Annotated in this window: 17 protein-coding genes; 5 read left to right on the top strand and 12 right to left on the bottom strand. The window is 57.9% G+C overall.

The window, feature by feature from the left end:
- Positions 1-202 precede the first annotated feature (202 nt).
- The 5 genes from pilB (at position 203) to zapD (ending at position 5485) form a co-directional block, all read left to right on the top strand.
- On the top strand, positions 203-1903 hold the full coding sequence (pilB, locus tag H6973_14975) for a type IV-A pilus assembly ATPase PilB (protein ID MCP5126889.1): 1701 nt from the start codon (positions 203-205) through the stop codon (positions 1901-1903).
- The gene (locus H6973_14970) at positions 1903-3153 is read left to right on the top strand and encodes a type II secretion system F family protein (GenBank protein ID MCP5126888.1); all 1251 of its coding nucleotides are present in this window, start codon (positions 1903-1905) and stop codon (positions 3151-3153) included. Before pilB ends, H6973_14970 begins: the two co-directional genes overlap by 1 nt.
- Positions 3154-3166: 13 nt before the next feature.
- Positions 3167-4039, top strand: a complete 873-nt coding sequence (locus H6973_14965) for a prepilin peptidase (GenBank protein ID MCP5126887.1) — start codon at positions 3167-3169, stop codon at positions 4037-4039.
- The gene (locus H6973_14960; GenBank protein MCP5126886.1) at positions 3991-4647 is read left to right on the top strand and encodes a dephospho-CoA kinase; all 657 of its coding nucleotides are present in this window, start codon (positions 3991-3993) and stop codon (positions 4645-4647) included. Before H6973_14965 ends, H6973_14960 begins: the two co-directional genes overlap by 49 nt.
- 67 nt (positions 4648-4714) lie before the next feature.
- The gene (gene zapD, locus H6973_14955) at positions 4715-5485 is read left to right on the top strand and encodes a cell division protein ZapD (GenBank protein MCP5126885.1); all 771 of its coding nucleotides are present in this window, start codon (positions 4715-4717) and stop codon (positions 5483-5485) included.
- Between the two features lie 18 nt (positions 5486-5503).
- On the opposite strand, the gene mutT is transcribed toward zapD, so the two are convergent.
- The 12 genes from mutT to H6973_14895 form a co-directional block, all read right to left on the bottom strand.
- Positions 5504-5890, bottom strand: coding sequence for an 8-oxo-dGTP diphosphatase MutT (gene mutT / locus H6973_14950; GenBank protein MCP5126884.1), 387 nt, complete (start codon positions 5888-5890; stop codon positions 5504-5506).
- On the bottom strand, positions 5887-7077 hold the full coding sequence (gene argJ / locus H6973_14945; protein MCP5126883.1) for a bifunctional glutamate N-acetyltransferase/amino-acid acetyltransferase ArgJ: 1191 nt from the start codon (positions 7075-7077) through the stop codon (positions 5887-5889). Before argJ ends, mutT begins: the two co-directional genes overlap by 4 nt.
- Before the next feature lie 27 nt (positions 7078-7104).
- Positions 7105-9828: a preprotein translocase subunit SecA gene (gene secA / locus H6973_14940; protein MCP5126882.1), complete on the bottom strand. Its 2724-nt coding sequence runs from the start codon at positions 9826-9828 to the stop codon at positions 7105-7107.
- Between the two features lie 203 nt (positions 9829-10031).
- On the bottom strand, positions 10032-10946 hold the full coding sequence (locus H6973_14935; protein ID MCP5126881.1) for a UDP-3-O-acyl-N-acetylglucosamine deacetylase: 915 nt from the start codon (positions 10944-10946) through the stop codon (positions 10032-10034).
- Positions 10947-11247: 301 nt separating this feature from the next.
- Positions 11248-12429, bottom strand: a complete 1182-nt coding sequence (gene ftsZ, locus H6973_14930) for a cell division protein FtsZ (GenBank protein MCP5126880.1) — start codon at positions 12427-12429, stop codon at positions 11248-11250.
- 55 nt (positions 12430-12484) lie between these two features.
- Positions 12485-13717, bottom strand: a complete 1233-nt coding sequence (gene ftsA, locus H6973_14925; protein MCP5126879.1) for a cell division protein FtsA — start codon at positions 13715-13717, stop codon at positions 12485-12487.
- 24 nt (positions 13718-13741) lie between these two features.
- Positions 13742-14554 (bottom strand): cell division protein FtsQ/DivIB, encoded by an 813-nt coding sequence (locus tag H6973_14920; protein MCP5126878.1) that lies wholly within the window; start codon positions 14552-14554, stop codon positions 13742-13744.
- Between the two features lie 12 nt (positions 14555-14566).
- Complete coding sequence (locus H6973_14915) at positions 14567-15517, bottom strand: D-alanine--D-alanine ligase (GenBank protein MCP5126877.1); 951 nt, start codon at positions 15515-15517, stop codon at positions 14567-14569.
- 8 nt (positions 15518-15525) lie between these two features.
- Entirely contained in the window at positions 15526-16953 is a 1428-nt protein-coding gene (gene murC, locus H6973_14910) for a UDP-N-acetylmuramate--L-alanine ligase (GenBank protein ID MCP5126876.1), read from the bottom strand.
- A 34-nt stretch (positions 16954-16987) separates the two neighbouring features.
- Positions 16988-18097 (bottom strand): undecaprenyldiphospho-muramoylpentapeptide beta-N-acetylglucosaminyltransferase, encoded by a 1110-nt coding sequence (gene murG / locus H6973_14905; GenBank protein ID MCP5126875.1) that lies wholly within the window; start codon positions 18095-18097, stop codon positions 16988-16990.
- Positions 18094-19293 carry a putative lipid II flippase FtsW gene (gene ftsW / locus H6973_14900; GenBank protein MCP5126874.1) on the bottom strand — a complete coding sequence of 400 codons (1200 nt, stop codon included), beginning with the start codon at positions 19291-19293 and terminating at the stop codon, positions 18094-18096. The genes murG and ftsW overlap by 4 nt, the downstream gene beginning before the upstream one ends.
- Positions 19287-20627 (bottom strand): UDP-N-acetylmuramoyl-L-alanine--D-glutamate ligase, encoded by a 1341-nt coding sequence (locus tag H6973_14895; GenBank protein ID MCP5126873.1) that lies wholly within the window; start codon positions 20625-20627, stop codon positions 19287-19289. The genes ftsW and H6973_14895 overlap by 7 nt, the downstream gene beginning before the upstream one ends.
- Between the last annotated feature and the right edge of the window lie 8 nt (positions 20628-20635).

Raw genomic sequence — 20635 nt, 5'->3', positions numbered from 1 at the left:
ACGATAGACTTGTTACGATGAAATTTCACAGCGGGCGATCCTTAAGGGTTATCGCCCGCAAGTTGGCGCGCAGCGTTTTTCCCCTTTCCAACCCGCTTCATATGGTCTAAAGTTGAAACGTCGAATCGACGGAGACAACCGTTTCGATGTGGCTCGGACATCACCTCGCAGATAAGCCATGGCGACCAACCCCAACACTGTTATGACCCAGCCCGGTGGCCAACTCAGTGGGCTCGCCCGGCAACTCGTCATGAATCATTTACTTGACGAAACCGCCGCGCTTAAGGCCCTTGAGCAGTCCCGCCGGGAAAATCTCCCTTTTGTCGCCTACCTGGTTGAAAATAAACTGGCCCGGGATAAGGACATTGCCCGCCTAGCGGCGCGCAGCTTCAATCTGCCGCTGTTCGACATCGACACTCTGGAAATCGATAAGGCGATTGTCCAGAAAGTCGATGAAAAACTGCTTCGTCAACATCACGCACTGCCGTTGCACTTGCGCGGGCGGCGGTTGTTTGTCGGGGTCAGCGATCCCACCAACCAGCGGGTGCTCGAAGATATCAAGTTCCAAACCCGGTTGGATATTGAACCAGTCATCATTAGCGAGACACAGTGGGCCAAGGCGATCGAGAACGTCATCGACAGCCAAGGCGCAGTAATGGTCGACCAGGACATCGGTGATCTTGACTTTAGCACCGAAAGCGATACTTCCAAGGTCGAAACCCTGACGCAATCGGATGCCGATGACGCACCGGTCGTACGTTTCATCAATCAGGTCATTTTGCAAGCCATCAATCGCGGCGCGTCCGATATTCACTTTGAGCCTTATGAAAAAATTTACCGGGTGCGCTTCCGTCAGGACGGCATGCTGGATGAAATCTATAAACCGCCGGTCACTATGGCGCCGCGCTTGGCGGCTCGCCTCAAAATTATGGCGCAACTCGATATCGCGGAACGTCGGGTGCCCCAGGACGGACGCCTTAAACTGTACCTGACCAAACAACGGGCCATCGATTTTCGCGTTAACACCATGCCCACCTTGTGGGGCGAAAAAGTGGTGCTGCGCCTGCTCGATCCGTCCAGCGCCCAGATGGGCATCGACGCGCTCGGTTACGAGGAACATCAAAAGGGATTATTCCTGAAGGCGATTCACAAACCGCAGGGCATGGTGCTGGTTACCGGCCCGACCGGCAGCGGTAAAACCGTGTCGCTTTACACCGCCCTTAACATTCTGAACACCGCCGAGGTCAACATCTCTACTGCCGAAGACCCCGTGGAAATCAATCTCCCCGGCATCAACCAGGTAAATGTCAACCCCAAGGTGGGCATGACCTTCGCCAGCGCCCTGCGCGCTTTTCTGCGCCAGGACCCGGACATTGTGATGGTCGGTGAAATCCGTGACCTGGAAACCGCCGAGATCGCCATCAAGGCAGCGCAAACCGGTCACATGGTGCTCTCCACCCTACATACCAACAGTGCGCCGCAAACCCTGAACCGTTTGATGAACATGGGGGTAGCCGCCTACAACATCGCCTCCAGCGTCACGCTGATCATTGCCCAACGGTTAGGACGGCGGCTATGCGCCAACTGCAAGGAGGAAATCCACATCCCGCCGGAGGAACTGATCCATCAAGGCTTCCGCGAAGATGAACTCAAAACCCTCACTATTTACAAAGCCGCAGGTTGTGACCAATGCAATCGCGGTTACAAAGGCCGGGTTGGCATCTACGAGGTGATGCCGCTTTCCGAGGAGATGGGCCGAATCATTATGGAAGGCGGCAACTCGATCCAGATCGCCGATCAGGCGCGACGCGAGGGGGTCAACGATCTGCGCCAGTCGGGACTGAACAAGGTCCGCCTGGGAATGACCAGTCTCGAAGAAATCAACCGAGTAACAACGGAATAATCGCTGTGGCTAGACAACCGACGTTAGCGAAAAAGGCCAAGAAGAAAGACGAAGAACCAACTTTCAAATGGGAAGGCACCGACAAGCGGGGCGTCCGGATCAAGGGCGAATTGCGCGGCGCTAATCAAAGTCTGATCAAGGCCGAACTACGCCGGCAGGGTATTGTCCCGCTGAGCGTTAAAAAAAAGCCCAAGCCACTCTTCACCTTTGGCGACAACATCGTTCCAAAGGACATTATGCTGTTCACCCGCCAGCTTTGCACCATGTTGCAATCGGGTATTGCCGTAGTGCAGGCGCTGGACATGGTCGGACACAGTAACCGCAAACCTAAGGTCAAAGAGCTTATTCTTGATGTCAAGGCCGAAGTAGAAAGCGGCACCGCGCTGTCAAAAGCCTTTGCCAAGCATCATCTCCATTTTGATGATCTGTATTGCAGTCTGGTGCATGCCGGCGAGGAAGCCGGTGTTCTCGAAGTGTTGCTGGACAAGATCGCGACCTATCTGGAAAAGTCCGAAGCGCTGAAAGCCAAAGTCAAGAAAGCACTAACCTATCCGGCCATCGTGCTGATATTCGCCTTCGTCGTCACGGCTATCTTGCTAATTTTCGTCATTCCTACCTTCGAAGATCTGTTCAAGGGCTTTGGCGCAGAGTTGCCAGCGCTCACCCAGTTTGTGATCGAAGTTTCCGGGGTTTTCCAAGAATACTGGTATCTCATCCTCGGTGGACCGGTGGTCGCCATTGTCGGCTTTCTGGAGGCCCGCAAACGCTCGCGGACCTTCTATCAGTGGCTGGACCGCATCGTTCTGCAATTGCCGCTGATTGGCGATCTGGTCGCTACTTCCGCCAACGCGCGGTTCGCCCGCACCCTGTCCACTCTGTTCAGCGGCGGTGTGCCGCTGGTCGACGCCATGCAAAGCGTGGCCGGCGCGACCGGTAACTACGTCTATGAAAAAGCCGTGCTGGAGATGCGCGAAGCAGTCTCCATCGGCCAGCAACTCAATTTCGCCATGCGCCAGAGCAGTCTGTTTCCGGATATGGTCATTCAGATGGTGGCCATTGGCGAGGAAGCGGGTTCTTTGGGCGACATGCTGGCCAAGGTAGCCGACTTCTACGAGGCTGAAGTCGATCAGAAAGTGGATACGTTGACGACCATGATCGAACCGTTGCTGATGGCGTTCCTGGCGGGTGTGGTGGGTACGTTGGTCATTGCCATGTACCTGCCCATCTTCAAGCTGGCTGCAGCGGTCTGACGCCGGTCTGGCCATGACGATTATGGAACTTCTGGCTGACTCGCCGGGGTTGTTCGTATTACTGGCTGTTCTGCTAGGCTTGATGGTTGGCAGCTTTCTCAATGTGGTCATTCATCGTCTGCCACTCATGATGGAGCGGGAATGGCGGAGTCAATGCGCGGAGTTACTGAGCCAGCCGGCGCCAAAAAGCGATCAAACACCTCTCAATTTGTGGCGACCTCGCTCGCGTTGCCCGCACTGTGGGCATTTGATTGGAGCGATGGAGAATATTCCGCTGCTGAGTTACGCGCTGCAACGCGGCCGTTGTGTTCACTGCCAGGCGGCGATTAGTATTCAGTATCCGCTCGTGGAAGCAGCAAGTGGACTGTTAGCAGGTATCGTCGCCTGGGAGTTCGGTTTTGGCTGGCCAGCAGCAGCAGCGCTGATCTTCACCTGGACGCTGCTGGCGGCCAGTGTGATTGATTTTCGCCATCAATTGCTGCCCGATGATCTAACCTTGCCGTTGCTCTGGCTGGGATTGGGCATCGCACTGTTTGGGCTGTTTGCCGATTTACCCAGCGCAGTGATCGGCGCGATGGCCGGTTATCTGGCGCTCTGGTCGGTTTATCAGGCATTTCGCCTGCTCACCGGCAAAGAAGGCATGGGGTTTGGCGATTTCAAGCTGCTGGCGGCGCTGGGCGCCTGGACTGGTTGGCAATACCTGATTATCATCATCATTCTGTCATCGCTGGTTGGCGCGCTGTGCGGATTGGCGCTGGTGCTGTTTCGCCAGCGGGATCGCCAGATTCCGATGCCTTTTGGTCCCTTTCTGGCGGCCGCCGGCTGGATTGCGTTGCTATGGGGCGGACCGATCAACAGCGCCTACTTGCGCTGGCTGGGAGGCTGAGGGTGTTGGTGGTTGGCTTAACCGGCGGCATCGGCAGCGGCAAGACCGCGGTCAGCGACCGGTTTGCCCTATTTGGCATTCCAATCATTGATACCGATCTGATCGCTCGCGAACTGGTCGAACCTGGACAGCCCGCGCTCGCGGAAATTGCCGCTGAATTCGGGGCGGATTGCCTGGATGATCAGGGTCGCCTGGATCGCGGTCGCTTGCGTGAAAGAGTGTTCGTGGATGACGCCGGGCGACGCAAACTGGAAGAAATCCTGCACCCCCGCATCCGGGCCGTCGCCAGGCACAGAATTGCGGCGCTGTCTACGCCCTACTGCCTGCTGGTCATCCCTTTGTTAGCGGAGACTGGAATGACGGACCTGGTCGATCGGGTGTTGGTGGTCGATGCGCCCGAGGCGGAACAAATCCGTCGGGTAATGACCCGTGATCAAGTTGAAGAAGCTCAGGCGCGACGCATTTTGGCCGCACAAGCTCGCCGCGACCAACGGCTGGCGCTGGCCGACGACGTACTGGAAAATTCTGGGGACCTGGCAAAACTGGAATTACCGATCGCCGAACTCCATCAGCATTATCTATGCTTGGCCGCTACGCAATCTTTGTAAACCTTACCCGCTGGCATGATGACGTGCGGTCGGCGGTGACCGATCATCGTTCCTACGAGGGTTTCCCGTGTCCCAGTCTATCTGCTACGAACAGCCACTCAATGAGCGCGCCCGCGCCCTGTTGCGATTGGAATTTCTGTTCCAGAAAATCAATCATACGCTAACGGGTCCATCGACTTGGGACAGTCGCGCGGCATTGCATGGTTTATTCGACATTCTTGCTGTGACCGGGCGCAATGAATTCAAGAAGGAATTGCTCAAGGAGTTGGAGCGACACGCGGTCGCACTTGGGCGATTACGCCAGACCCCGGGCATCGATGCGATGACTCTATCTTCAGTATTGACGGAAATCAGTGAAGTCATCAGCCAGATCCATCGTCCGAACAACTTGGCGCTGGATACTGTACGGCAAAACGAATTTCTCGGCGCCATTCAGAACCGGATTCAAATTCCCGGCGGCACCTGCCGCTTTGACCTGCCTGCGCTCCATCGCTGGCTGCAGCAGGAACCGGAGATACGGCATCATGACTTGCAGGAATGGTTGGCGCCGTTTACGCCCATGCGAAATGCGGTGTCCCTGGTTTTGCGGCTGATTCGCGACAGCGCAACGCCCCATCCGGAAACTGCCATCCGGGGTTTTTTTCAACGCGGGTTGGACGCGAATGCGCCGAATCAATTAATCCGGGTCTGGTTGCCCTGTGGCGATCCCCTTTTTCCCGAAATCAGCGGGGGCCGCCATCGTTTCACCATCCATTTTCTGAAACAGCCTGATCCTCACCACCGGGCCGCTTCCTGCTCAGACAACGTCGCGTTTGACCTGGCCTGCTGCGTGATTTGAAGGTGAAAGCATCAAGTTTTAAGTTTTAAGCGCCGCAATAATCGGTTCATCGGCGGCAGGAAACGCAAACTTTTCCAGTTCCATCAGCGACGCCCAGAGCAACGGCTGACCTTCGCGGCTCTGCGGCTCATCCCGCCAGGTCATGACCCGCCACACATCCAGGAATACACGCTTGTCGGAATAATCATGCCGCACGTGCAGCCAGGGTTCAGCGGATTCCACCGTGACGCCAAGTTCTTCATGCAATTCCCGGCTCAGCGCCGCGGCGACCGGTTCGCCTTCCTCCACCTTGCCGCCAGGGAATTCCCATAATCCACCTTGATGGACGTGTTCCGGTCGGCGGGTAATTAGCACTGCGCCGGCGGCATTGATGAGAATTCCCACCGCGACATGAACCGCCTTCACGTCCGATACTCGGCATTAATGCGCACATAATCGTAAGACAGGTCGGTCGTCCAAATCCGCGCTGTTTCCATCCCACGCCCAAGCTCAATCCGAATAGCGATGTCGGAGCGCGCCATGACTTCTTGTCCACGCGCCTCAGTGTAATCGACGGCTCGTTCACCAGCACGAACGATGCAGACCTCGTCCAGATAGATGGTCACCTGCTCCAGATCGAGATCGGCCAGCCCGGCGCGGCCTACCGCCGCCAGGATTCGTCCCCAGTTGGGATCGGAGGCGAAAAAAGCGGTTTTAACCAGCGGCGAATGGGCGATGGTGTAAGCCACCTGCCGACATTCAGCGACATCCCGTCCCTCTTCAACCTGAATGGCGATGAACTTGGTTGCGCCCTCACCATCACGGATAATCGCTTGAGCCAATTCAATACACACTTCACGCACGGTGCGGGCAAAAAGGTCGCGGTCCTCGCCTTCCAGGGGGATGTTCACCCCGGATTGGCCGGTCGCCAGCAGCACCAAAGCGTCATTGGTCGAGGTGTCGCCATCCACGGTGATCGCGTTGAAGGAATTAGCGACCGCCTCATTCAGCGTCTGCTGGAGCAATGCCTGATCGGCAACGGCGTCTGTGGCGACGAAGGCCAGCATGGTGGCCATGTTCGGGCAGATCATGCCAGCGCCCTTGGCGATGCCGGTCACCGTTACGTCATGTTCGCCAAAATTTATCCGCCGTGACGCCCACTTGGGCCGGGTATCGGTGGTCATGATGCCCTGCGCTGCTTCTGTCCAGCCATCCGGTCGCAGCGCCGCTAGCGCCGCTGGCAACCCTGCAACCAATCGTTCCAATGGCAAAGGTTCGCCGATCACTCCAGTGGAGAAGGGCAGGACTTCTTCAGCCCGGCAACCCGCATGTTCAGCCAACGCCTGGCAGGTCGTTGCAGCGTCGGCTACGCCCTTAACGCCAGTACCCGCATTGGCGTTGCCGGTGTTAATGACCAGGTAACGCGGCGCAGCCTGATGCAAATGCGCCCGTGCAGTGGTAACCGGGGCGGCGCAAAAGGCGTTTTGCGTAAATACAGCAGCGGCTTGGGTTTCAGCAGCGGCCTCAATGATCACCAGGTCGCCCCGATCAGGATATTTAATGCCAGCGCAAGCTGTGCCCAGCCGAATGCCAGCAACCGATAAAGGTTCCATAAACTCTCCCGGCAAAGAGGGGCGCAATTAGTCTAACTGTCCGTGGCAATGCTTGTACTTCTTGCCCGAACCACAAGGACAGGGTTCGTTGCGTCCGATCTTGCGACCATCGCGAACAAATGGAGTATGCGCGGCCTCCTCCGTTTGCTGGTGGATTTCAATGCCGGAATCGTCTTCGTCGCCTTCCGCCAGGGCTGAAGCCTCCGCATGAACAAAATGCATGGCGCCTGGCGCGGTTCGGCGCGGTTCGGGAATCGGTTCCGGTTCGGCCTGGAATTGCGCCCGCACCAGGAAGCTGACCGCTTCCTGGTGAATACGCTGCACCAACGCCTGGAACATCTCGAAGGATTCGCGCTTATACTCCTGCTTGGGATTCTTCTGGGCATAGCCGCGCAGGTGAATGCCTTGGCGCAAATAGTCCATCGCCGCTAAATGCTCGCGCCAATGGCTATCCAGCACTTGCAACAACACGGCCTTCTCAAATTGCCGCATCCAGGCTCCGCCGACCTGCGCTTCCTTCGCAGTATATGCTTGTTCCAGTTCGGCGTGAATGCGTTCTCGAAGGGGTTCCTCATGCAGATCATGATCCGCATCCAGCCAGGCGCGGAGAGGCAACTGCAAATCAAAGTCCCTGGCCAGCGCTTCTTCCAGACCCTGGATATTCCACTGCTCCTCCAGACTCTGTGGTGGGACATAGTGATCAATCGTCTGTTTAAGCACATCGGCGCGCATCTCTTGCAAAGTTGCCGAGATGTCTTCCGCTTCCATTAATTCGTTGCGCCAGCGGTACATGACCTTGCGCTGGTCATTGGCCACGTCATCGAATTCCAGCAGGTTCTTGCGGATATCGAAGTTGTGCGCCTCGACCTTGCGCTGGGCGTTTTCAATCGCCTTGGTCACCCAGGGATGTTCAATGGCCTCATTCTTCTCCATGCCCAGCTTTTGCATCAACCCGGCGACCCGGTCAGACGCGAAGATGCGCAGCAGATTGTCTTCCAGCGACAGGTAGAAGCGGCTCGATCCTGGATCGCCCTGGCGACCGGAACGCCCGCGCAACTGGTTATCAATGCGCCGCGATTCATGACGTTCGGTGCCGATAACATGGAGACCGCCAGCGGCCACCACTTGTTCATGGCGCTGCTGCCAGGCTTGGCGAACGTCGTCGTGGGCTGATTGATTCGCGTCCAGTCCCAGCGCCTTCAGTTCAGCTTGCAGGTTACCGCCCAAGACGATGTCAGTACCGCGACCCGCCATGTTGGTGGCAATCGTAACAGCGCCGGGCCGACCGGCTTGCACAATAATTTCAGCTTCCCGTTCGTGTTGCTTGGCGTTCAGTACCTGGTGAGGAACATTCGCTTTATCCAGCATCTTGGCAAGCAGTTCAGACACCTCGATCGAGGTGGTTCCCACTAGGGTCGGTTGACCGCGCTTTTGGCAATCGCGGATATCTTCCAGCACCGCCTGGTACTTCTCCTCCTGGGTGAGAAACACTAGATCGCCCATATCTTTACGGATCATCGGTAGATGCGTGGGTACAACGATGACCTCCAGGTTGTAGATTTGCTGGAATTCAAAAGCTTCCGTATCAGCGGTGCCGGTCATACCCGCCAGTTTGCCGTACAGGCGGAAGTAGTTCTGGAAGGTGATCGAGGCCAGGGTCTGGTTTTCCGCCTGAATCGGCACGCCCTCTTTAGCTTCGATGGCCTGATGCAAACCGTCTGACCAGCGCCGGCCTGGCATGGTGCGCCCGGTAAATTCATCAACGATGATCACTTCGCCGTTGCGCACGATGTATTCCACATCACGGTGGAACAGGGAATGAGCGCGCAGGCAGGCGTTCAGGTGATGAAAGACGCCAAGATGAGCGGCGTCATACAGGCTTTCGCCTTCACGGAGTAAGCCGGCTTCCAGCAGTAACTCCTCGACTTTCTGGTGGCCGTCCTCAGTGAGGTAGACCTGCTTGACTTTCTCATCCACCGAGTAGTCGCCCGGTCCCTCTTCCTCTTTCTGGCGAGTCAGCGCCGGGATCAGCGCATCGATCCGCCGGTACATTTCAGAGCTTTCCTCCGCCGGACCGGAAATAATCAGTGGAGTGCGCGCTTCGTCAATCAGGATCGAGTCCACTTCATCCACCAGCGCGTAGTGCAGTTCCCGTTGCACCTTTTGCTCCAGACTGAAGGCCATGTTGTCGCGCAGGTAGTCGAAGCCGTATTCATTGTTGGTGCCGTAGGTGATATCGGAACCATAAGCAGCGCGTTTTTCCTCGGGACTCATGCCAGCGATCACCACGCCGACGGTCATGCCCAGAAAACGATAGATCTGGCCCATCCAGTCCGCATCGCGGCGAGCCAGGTAGTCGTTGACCGTGATGACATGAACGCCTTTGCCCGTTAGCGCATTGAGGTAAACCGCCAGAGTCGCCACCAGGGTTTTACCTTCGCCGGTGCGCATTTCGGCGATCTTGCCTTCGTGCAGCACCATACCGCCGATTAACTGCACGTCGAAATGGCGCATTTCCAGAGTGCGCTTGCTGGCTTCACGTATTACGGCGAAGGCCTCGGGCAAGAGAGCATCGAGGGTTTCGCCTTTGGTGTAACGGTTCTTGAATTCGTCGGTCTTGGCGCGCAAATCAGCGTCGCTCAGGGCGGCAATGCCCGATTCCAGGGCGTTGATGGTCGTAACGACCTTACGCATCCGACGGAGTACGCGGTCATTGCGGCTACCAAACAGGGTTTTCAAAATATTCATCAAAGACTCTCGCAAAGAGGGGGTTCAGCGTGGCGGGGGCGACAATTGACATGCTACGAAAGATCACGGGTCAGGCAGGGAGCAATGATACCCCAATAGCGGGTTTTTGGCTGAAATGCGCATAAAAAGACAAACGGCTTTCCGGGATTGGTTCCCGGAAAGCCGTTAAAAAATGGGGGGAAGTTAAAGACACTAGCCAGCCGTGTTCAGCGCGTCGCCTGGGCCGGTTGAAGGTAGGAAATCGGCGCCTGCCGTTCGTCACTGAACGTCACTTCTTCCCAGGCGGCGCGATCAGCCAGCAAGGTGCGCAGCAACCGGTTATTTAACGCATGACCGGATTTGTAGCCCGTGAATGCGCCAATCAGACTGCAGCCCAGCAAATACAAATCGCCAATCGCATCCAGAATCTTATGCTTAACGAATTCGTCCTCGTAGCGCAGCCCATCCTCATTGAGGATCCGGTAATCATCCACCACGATGGCGTTGTCCAGGGTGCCGCCCAGCGCCAGCCGCTGCTCGCGCAGGTACTCGATATCGCGCATGAACCCGAAAGTACGCGCCCGACTGACTTCCTTGACGAACGACGTCGTTGAAAAATCCACCACGGCGTTTTGATTGCGCCCTCGGAACAGCGGGTGATCAAAGGCAATGGTAAACTCGACCTTGAAGCCATCGAAGGGATCAAACCGCGCCTGTTTGTCGCCGTCATCAACCAGGACAGACCGCTTGATGCGGATAAACCGCTTGGGCGCGTTCTGTTCCTGAATACCGGCGGACTGAATCAAAAAGACGAACGGCCCAGCGCTGCCATCCATGATCGGCACCTCGGCGGCGCTCACATCAACGTAAGCATTATCGATGCCCAATCCTGCAAAAGCTGACAGCAGATGCTCGACCGTAGAAATGCGGGCTTTTCCCTTGATCAGTGATGTGGAAAGCTGCGTATCTCCAACATTCTGCGGACAGGCCTTGATTTCTACCGGTTCAGGCAGATCGGTGCGCCGGAATACAATACCAGCGTCGGGTGCTGCTGGCCGCAAGGTCAAGTAGACTTTTTCGCCGGTATGTAATCCGACCCCGGTCGCCCGAATGGCGTTTTTCAAGGTTCTCTGCCTAATCATCTTAGGTCCCCCAACACGTCAATTGATCTGAAGCATGATGCCGTAAATGATCGTCCCGGATATCGATGGTCTTTGCTCAATGAACCCGGGCGGTTAGTAACGCCAGTTCGCTGTCACCGTACCTTCATGCACTGCAACGAATCTACCACATTACGTGGCGAGACGGCAACTTTTGTTTCTCTTTCGCAACGGCATTTGTTGTTAACTTGCGAAAATTCTATGCTTCAAGTCGTTATCCGGTCATGATCGCACGATTTACACGACCATGGCCGAACAATAACGGGGGACAAGGGACACCAAACTATTCAGCTTGACGGCGCAGGAACGCTGGAATATCCAGATATTCCAGATCAGCTTCACCAGTAGTATTGCGTTGCGGACTCAACCCATCTCCAACGGCCCGAGGCAGCGTTGACGGCGACCGCGCCGACTCACGCGGTGGATACGAATCCGGATCGCGAACCAGATTAATGTGGGGAATTCTCGATTCCCGCTCACGCCCCGTCGCCGTTTTAGCCGCCGGAGCACCCTGACCAATGCCGGTTGCGACAATGGTTACGCGCAACTCGTTTTGCATCTCGTGATCAATCGTCGTGCCGACCACTACATTGGCGTCATCAGAGGCCAGTTCCTTGATCGTGTTCCCCACCTCATCAAACTCGCCAATGGTCATATCCATGCCGCCGGTGATGCTGACCAGTAATCCCTTCGCGCCCGCCAGATTCACATTTTCCAGTAATGGACTGTTAATGGCCGATTCCGCTGCTTCGCGGGCGCGGCCATCGCCGACAGCCCGACCAGTGCCCATCATCGCCATGCCCATTTCCGACATCACCGTGCGCACGTCGGCAAAGTCCACATTGATTAGGCCCGGCTTGGTAATCAGTTCGGCAATGCCCTGCACCGCGCCCAACAGCACGTCATTGGCGGCCTTGAAAGCATCCAGCAGACTGGCGGCTTTGCCCAGCACCGTCAGCAATTTCTCATTAGGAATGATAATTAGGGAATCGACCGCCTTGCTCAGTTCGGCAATGCCGCGCACCGCGACTTCCATGCGTTTCTTGCCCTCGAACGGAAACGGTTTGGTCACCACCGCCACGGTCAGAATGCCCATTTCCCGGGCCAGCTCCGCCACGACCGGCGCCGCGCCTGTTCCAGTGCCGCCGCCCATGCCCGCGGTAATAAACACCATGTCGGCGCCTTGCAGGATCTCCCGGATGCGTTCGCTATCTTCCTGGGCCGACTGCCGACCGACCTCTGGATTAGCCCCGGCGCCCAGTCCCTTGGTGATATTTCCGCCAATTTGTAAAGTTACTGGCACCGACGAGGTCTTCAGCGCCTGTGCATCGGTATTGGCGCAGATAAACTCCACGCCTTCAATGTTAGCGCCCAGCATATGCTGCACGGCATTGCTGCCGCCGCCGCCCACGCCAATCACTTTGATAACCTCATTCTGCGATTTACTATCCACCAGCTCAAACATAACCGTACTCTCCTCAATCAATGGTTCTCAACCCAAACGTTCGTCGACCCAACCGCTAGAAATTCCCCTGAAACCAGCTTTTCATCCGCGCCCACAGACCCTTGCGGCCCACTCTCGACACCGGCCCCACTTTAAGTGGCCGGTTCTCATTACCAAACAGCAATAACCCTACCGCGGTGGAGTACACTGGATTCCGCACCCGATCCTCCATGCCCGTTACATCATGCGGCAATCCCAAGCGCACCGGCATGTGAAACACATCCTCGGCCAATTCCACCACACCTTCCATCTTGGCGCTGCCGCCGGTCAACACCAAGCCCGCCGCGATCAAATTTTCAAAACCGCTGCGCTGCAGCTCCTTCTGGGCAAACTCGAAAAATTCGGCATAGCGCGGTTCAACCACTTCGGCCAGGTCGTACCGGGAAAATGACCGGGCCGCCCGGTCGCCAACGCTAGCCACATCGATCCGCTCATCGGGTCCGGTCAAATGCTTAAGGCAACAGGCGTGCTTGATCTTGATATCCTCCGCCGACTGGGTCGGGGTGCGGAAAGCGACGGCAATATCGTTGGTCACCTGATCGCCGGCGATGGGAATGACCGAGGTATGGCTGATCGCGCCGTGAGTGAACACCGCCAGATCGCTGGTGCCGCCGCCTAGATCCAGCAGGCAAACGCCCAATTCCTTTTCGTCCGGATTCAGCACTGCCCGGCTGGAAGCGAGTTGTTGCAGAATGATGTCATCCACCTCCAGTCCGCAGCGCTGCACGCACTTGACGATATTCTGAGCGGCGCTGACCGCTCCAGTGACAATATGCACCCGTGCCTCCAGCCGTACGCCGGACATGCCGACCGGGTCCTGGATACCTTCCTGATTGTCGATGATGAATTCTTGCGGCAGGATGTGCAGAATCTTCTGATCCGCTGGAATCGCCACCACCCGCGCCGCTTCAATAACCCGCTCCACATCTTCCGGGGTGACTTCCTGACTCTTGATCGCGGTGACGCCATGCGAATTCAGCCCGCGAATATGACTGCCGGAAATGCCGGTATAGGCTGAATGAATGCGGCACCCCGCCATCTGTTCGGCTTCATCAATCGCATGCTGGATCGACTGCACGGTCGACTCGATGTTGACCACTACACCTTTTTTCAAACCCCGCGAAGGATGGCTACCGATGCCGACGACCTCGATACGACCATCCACATCAACTTCGCCGACGATCACGACAACTTTCGAGGTGCCGATATCCAGACCGACAATCAGACTCTTATCTTCTTTTTTAGACATAACCGCTCCATTTTGCGCAACAACCTAGCTGGCGGTCGGGGCTGCTGGCGCTTTCCCGGCTTTCCACCGCACGGCAAAGCCGTTGCCATAACGCAAATCCACGACCGCGATCTGGTCGATCCGGGCCGATAGAATGCGCGGATAAAGTTGTGCTAACCGTTGTAAACGTTGTTCAAACTGATCGCGCCCGACATACACCTCCAGGCCATTATCAAAAGTCAGCCACCAGGCCCGTCGTTCATCCTGCCGCACTGTCGCCAGTCGCAACCCCATCGGCTCAAACAGCGCGCGAATTTCCTCGTAAGCTTTGATCAACGCCTTTTCATGACCGCTAGGACCTGACAAACGCGGCCAGGGACCCGGTTGACGCACCACTGGCGGCTGGAAGCGCTGACCGTTCACATCCACCATCGCATCCTCGCCCCAATAACCAAAAGCAATCCGCTCGCGCAGTTCGATTTCCACGACATCCGGCCACCAGCGGCGGACGGTAATCTTTTCCACCCAGGGATTTTCGGCCAGCGTCGCGCGCAGCGTATCCAGATCCGCCATGAAAAAATTCTGTCCGAGCACTCCAGCAGCGACCGGTTGCAAATCCGTCTCGGCCAGGTTGCGCAACTCGCCTTCAATGCGCACATGGCGCAATGGAAAAGCATTGGGATCGCGCAATTTCTCAGCGCCGACCCACAAACCATAACCCACGCCGGTCAGCACCAGCGCCACGCCCAACCAACGCAACGGCGCTCCCCAAAGCGCTTTCCACTGACCGGGCGCATTCACTGACCGGGACTTAAGCGTGGTTGCGCCCCGTCGGCGCCGCTTCTTGGCGAACCACATAATGCACTCCGTTCAGTCCGATGATGACAAACTGGTTTCCAGAATCCGCCAGACCAGATCCTCGAAACTCAGGCCGGCGACCCGAGCCGCCATGGGCACGAGGCTGTGATCGGTCATGCCGGGCACGGTGTTGACTTCTAGCAGCCAGGGCCGATCCTGATCATCCACCATCAAATCCACCCGTCCCCAACCCGAACCATCGACCGCGACAAAGGCTTGGTCCACTAAATTCCGCAATTGGGCTTCTCGCGCCGTGGGCAACCCGCAGGGACAGCGATAACAAGTGTCATTTGCGTGGTACTTGGCTTGATAGTCATAAAATTCTCGGGGCGTTTCCAACCGGATCAGCGGCAGTGTCTCGCCTTGCAGCCAAGCGCCAGTGTACTCCTGGCCCTGAATCCACGGTTCCGCCAGGATCGGCGAGTGACAGCCGGCTGCCCGTTCCCAGGCCGCTTGGAACTGCGACGGCGCGTTGACCCGGCTGATGCCAATGCTGGAGCCTTCGCGGGACGGCTTTACCGCCAGCGGCAGACCGAGTTCATCGGCGGCGGCGGTTAAATCCGCCACGCTCTCCACTAACCGACCAGCAGGGGTCGGCAACCCGATGCCTCGCCAAATCTGTTTAGTGCGCAATTTGTCCATCCCCAACGCCGAGGCGAGCACCCCGCTACCGGTATAGGGCAGGTTCAGGATTTCCAGCGCGCCTTGAATCTCGCCATCCTCGCCGCCGCGCCCGTGCAGGGCGATGAAAACGCGATCAAAGCCGCCGTTGGCCAGCACTCGGGAAATTTGCCGGTCAGCATCGATCCCATGAGCATCCACGCCGCGCGCCTGCAAGGCGTTCAGCACCGCCTGGCCGCTTTTTAGCGAGACCTCCCGTTCCGCCGACCAGCCACCCATTAAAACAGCGACTTTGCCGAACTCAGTCGGGTAGGTCGCTGTGCGTTGTTGTCTCTGTTGCATTGATCCCCCTAGCCATTCACGAGCCGCGCCGCCATTGCCCCAATGTCGCCTGCGCCCATGATTAACAGCAAATCACCGTCGCACAGCAGGTCCGGCAACACAGTTGACAGATCAGCCGCTTGTTCCACAAACACCGGATCGACCTTGCCCCGGGTGCGGATCGCCCGACTCAAACTGCGTCCATCAGCGCCAGCGATCAGCTTTTCCCCGGCGGGATACACCTCCAGCAAAATCAGCGCGTCCACTTCGGAAAGTACCTGAGCGAAGTCGTCGAACAGATCACGGGTGCGGGTAAAGCGGTGTGGTTGAAAGGCCAGCACCAGCCGCCGCTCCGGCCAGGCGCCTTGCACTGCCTCCAGCACGGCTTGGATTTCCCGGGGATGGTGCCCGTAATCTTCCATCACTGTCGCGCAGCCGCCATCCGGCAGGGTCAGTTCGCCGTGTTGCTGGAAACGCCGCCCGATCCCCTGAAAATTCATCAATGCCCGGCGAATAGCGGTTTCCGATACGCCCAGTTCATGCGCGACTGCGATGGCCGCCAGCGCATTGAGTACGCTATGCCGGCCTGGCAGATTCAAAGTGATCGGCAATGGCCCCGTGAGGTGCGGCAAGTGCGCCAGAAATCGGGTGCGCAGCCCTTCCCGCATGATGTCGCTGGCCCACACATCGCAATCTTCATCAAAGCCATAACTCAACACCGGACGGCTCAACAACGGCAAAATCGCCCGCACCTGGGGATCATCAGCGCACAGCACCGCTAGTCCGTAAAATGGCAAGTGATGGAGAAATTCAATGAACGTCTCGCGCAACCGTTCAAAATCGCCGCCATACGTCGGCAAATGATCGGCGTCGATATTAGTAACCACCGCCAGCATCGGCTGCAGGAACAGGAATGAAGCATCGCTTTCATCCGCCTCGGCGACCAGAAAATGACCTGCGCCTAATCGAGCGTTCGCCCCCGCGCTGTTCAGCCGTCCACCGATAACGAAGGTCGGATCCAATCCGCCTTCAGCCAGCAGACTGGCGATCAAGCTGGTCGTGGTCGTCTTGCCATGCGTGCCAGCGACGGCGATGCCATAGCGAAAGCGCATGAGTTCAGCCAGCATTTCGGCGCGAGGTACTACAGGAATCCGGGCCGCTCGCGCCGCAACGACTTCGGGATTGTCCTCGGCCACTGCGCTGGAAATCACCACAGCGTCACAACCGGCAATATGCTCGGCGACATGGCCCGGACGGATGGTCGCGCCTAGTTGCGCTAAACGGGCGGTCACTGCGCTAGCGCGCAGGTCTGAACCGGATACGCTGTAGCCCAGATTCAGCAATACTTCGGCAATGCCGCTCATGCCTGATCCGCCAATGCCCACGAAATGCAGATGGCGAATCCGGCGCATATCGCGCCAAGCTTCCGGGATAGTGGCTAGTACGGGTTTGTCCATTTTTTTTTAGGAGTCAGGAGTCAGGAGTCAGGAGTCAGGCAATGGATTTCAAACAAGCCAGCGCCACTTGTTCAGCGGCGTCTACCTTGGCCAAGCGCCGCGCCGCTTCGGCCATCCGTAACAATCGATCACGGTCGCTCAATAATTCCCGCAGTAGCGTGGCCAATCGTTCAGCCGTCAATTCCGCCTGCTGAACAATCAGGGCTGCGCCTTCCTTCTCCAGAAACCGGGCGTTTGCGGTTTGATGGTCGTCCACTGCGAAGGGGAACGGCACCAGCACCGCGCCAACGCCCGCCGCCGCCAGTTCGGCAATCGTCAACGCTCCGGCTCGACACAGCACTAAATCGGCCCAGCTATAAGCCTCGGCCATGTTCTCAATAAACGGCGTCAGCCGATAGAGAGTGGCGAGCGGCGAGTGGCGAGTGATAAGCCCTGCTTCCTGATACGCAGCCTCAGCGGCTTCATGCAACTGCCCCCCCGCCTGGTGCCAGACCTCCGGGCGTTCACGCTCCTCCAGTAACGCCAAAGCTTGCGGAACCCGTTGATTCAGCGCCAACGCGCCCTGACTGCCCCCCAACACCAGTAAGCGCTGCTGTCCTGCACGACTGGCGAATCGCGTTGCCGGCAACGGCAGGTTGGCAATGACTTCCCGCACTGGATTGCCCACGGTCACCGCTTGCCGGGCCGAGGGAAATGTCCCTGGAAACGCCTCGAATACTCGTCCGGCGACCCGCGCTAACCAGCGGTTCGTCAAACCGGCAATGGCGTTCTGTTCATGCACGACCAATGGAATTCCCAATAACCGCGCCATGATGCCACCGGGACCACTCGCGAACCCACCCATGCCCAACACGACGGCAGGCCGCAAACGGCGCAGGATTCCACCGGCTTGCCACAACGCCTGGCTTAACATGATGGGCATTAATAAATACTGGCGCAGACCCTTGCCGCGCAAGCCTGCGACCTCAATCCATTCCATGGGGATGCCGGCCTTTGGAACTAGAGTCGCCTCCAAACCACGCTGGGCGCCCATCCAGGTCACTGCTGCGCCACGCGCCCGCAACCGCTCGGCCACCGCCAGCGCCGGGAACACATGCCCGCCTGTACCGCCCGCCATGATCAGGATCGCCGGTTGCCTGTTCATTCCTCAAGCACCACTTTGCCAGCCCGGGTTTCCGTATCGACCCGCAACAACAGCGCCAGCGTCATGCACATCACCACGACGCTACTACCGCCATAACTCATCAAGGGCAGAGTTAAACCCTTGGTCGGCAAGACGCCCATATTGACGCCCATGTTGAACAGCGACTGGATGCCGAACCATAAGCCGATGCCATAAGCCAACCAGGCCGAGAATTTTTTCCCCAACCGCTCCGCTCGCTGGCCGATATGAAACGCCCGCCAGACTAGAATCGTGAACAACGCAATGATGGTCAAAATACCCATTAGTCCTAACTCTTCGGCCAACACCGCGAACAGGAAGTCGGTATGAGCCTCGGGCAAATAAAACAATTTCTGCACACTCTCGCCCAGTCCAACCCCGAACAGTTCGCCGCGCCCGATCGCAATCAATGACTGGGTCAGTTGAAAGCCGCTCGCGAAAGGATCCGCCCAGGGATCAAGAAAGCTCACCAGCCGCGCCCGCCGGTAAGGCGAAGACCAAAGCAGCACCGCCATCACCGCCGAAGTGCCGATCATCAGGGTTCCGAACTGCCAGAGATTAACTCCGGCCAGAAACACCATACCCATCGCCGCCGCCATCAACACCACCACGCTGCCAAAATCCGGCTCCAGCAACAGCAACACCGCCAGCACCGCCAGCACCGCCATGGGCCGCAGGAGCGCCAGCGCCGAAACCCGAAAATCGGCGGTCCGCAATTCTTCGCCATGCCGCTTGAGGTAGTCGGCCACATAAATCATTGTGAACAGCTTGGCGATTTCCGATACCTGGATATTGATCGGACCGATGCGAATCCAGCGCAGACTACCGTTTACCTCCGTGCCAATGCCTGGTATCAGCACCAGCACCAGTAAACTTATGGCCGCCATTAATAGCAGGGGACTGACCTGCCGCCAGCGCACCAGCGGAATCTGAAAGATCACACTGGCCGCGAACAGGCCAATCAGGACGAAAGCGCCTTGGCGAATCAGGAAATAGAACGGTTGGCCGGTCTCGCGAGAGGCAATCGGCATCGACGCCGAAGTCACCATTAACAGGCCCAGCGTCAACAACAGCAGGGCTGCCATTAGAATCCACGGATCGGGAAACGGTAACGCGGCCCGGCTCTCACCGGCTGGCGGCGTTTTGTCTCGGCGCAAGACCGCAGCGACATTCAGCATGACGCAAGCTCCCTCACCGCATGAGCGAACACGGCGCCGCGTTCCTCGTAACCGCTGAACATGTCGAAACTGGCGCAGGCGGGGGAAAGGAGTACGCTATCGCCGGGTTGAGCCAGCGCCGCCGCCTGCGCCACCGCTTGTTGCATATCAGTAGCGCGATGCAGCGGAATTCTGTCACCCAACGCGGTAGCGATCAGCGGCGCATCACGACCAATGAGCACCACGGCCCGCGCCTTGCCGGTCAACGCTGCGCGTAATGGCGTAAAGTCCTGACTCTTGCCTTCGCCCCCGGCAATCAGCACCACCTGACCTGGCAGACCGCGCACCGCCGCCACAGTTGCGCCAACATTCGTGCCTTTGGAATCGTCGAACCAGCGCACGCCATCACGCTCCCGCACCAGAGCCGTGCGGTGCGCTAGGCCCGTGAATTCCCGCAGCGCCGCAAGCATTCCGTTTCGCTCCAAGCCGAGTGAGTGTCCCATCGCCAGGGCCGCCAGGGCGTTAGCCAGGTTATGGTCGCCACTGATTTTTAACGCCGACGCTTCAATCCACAGTTCCTGACCGCAAGCCAGCCAGGTCTCGCCGCTCGCCCGGCGCAGACCAAAGCCGCCTTCATCCGGTTCTTCCAACGTGAAGCACACTTTCTTACGACCCGGCTCCATCATCGTCATGACCACCGGATCATCGGCATTCATCACCATCGCGCCATGGCCCCGAAAAATCCGCTGCTTGGCGGCGATGTAATCGTCCAGACTGTCGTAGCGATCCAGGTGATCGGGACTGATATTCAGCACCGTCGCCACATGCGCATTCAGACTATGCGTCGTCTCCAGTTGAAAGCTGGACAACTCCAGCACATATAATTCAGGTCGACCCGTCTCTAACCACAAATCCAGCGCTGGCGTTCCAAGATTGCCGCCCACCGACGCCCGCACCCCGGCCCGTTCGGCCATCAAGCCCAGCAGAGTCGTCACGGTGCTCTTGCCATTGGAGCCGGTAATCGCCGCGATGGGCGCATCGGTCAAACGCGCCAGTAATTCGATGTCTCCCCAAACGGGCGCGCCGCGCGCCGCCGCTTCAGCAATGACCGGTGTTTTCACCGAGACGCCGGGACTAACCAGCAACCGCGTCGCTTGAGCAAACAGCGCTGGATCGAAGTCTCCAAGATGGCAGGGGGCCTTGGGAAACGTTGTCTGAAAAGCAGCCAGACCGGGAGGAGCAACCCGGCTGTCGGCCACGGCGAACGATGCGTCCAACGCCTGTAGCGCCCGCGTCATCGACAAACCGCTCTTGCCGAGTCCAACCACTAGGGTCATTCCGTCCAGTTGCAACATGGATAAAA

The sequence above is a fragment of the Gammaproteobacteria bacterium genome, assembly GCA_024235095.1.
Taxonomy (GTDB): Bacteria; Pseudomonadota; Gammaproteobacteria; order Competibacterales; family Competibacteraceae; genus UBA2383.
This window is presented reverse-complemented; position numbering and strand designations above follow the sequence as displayed.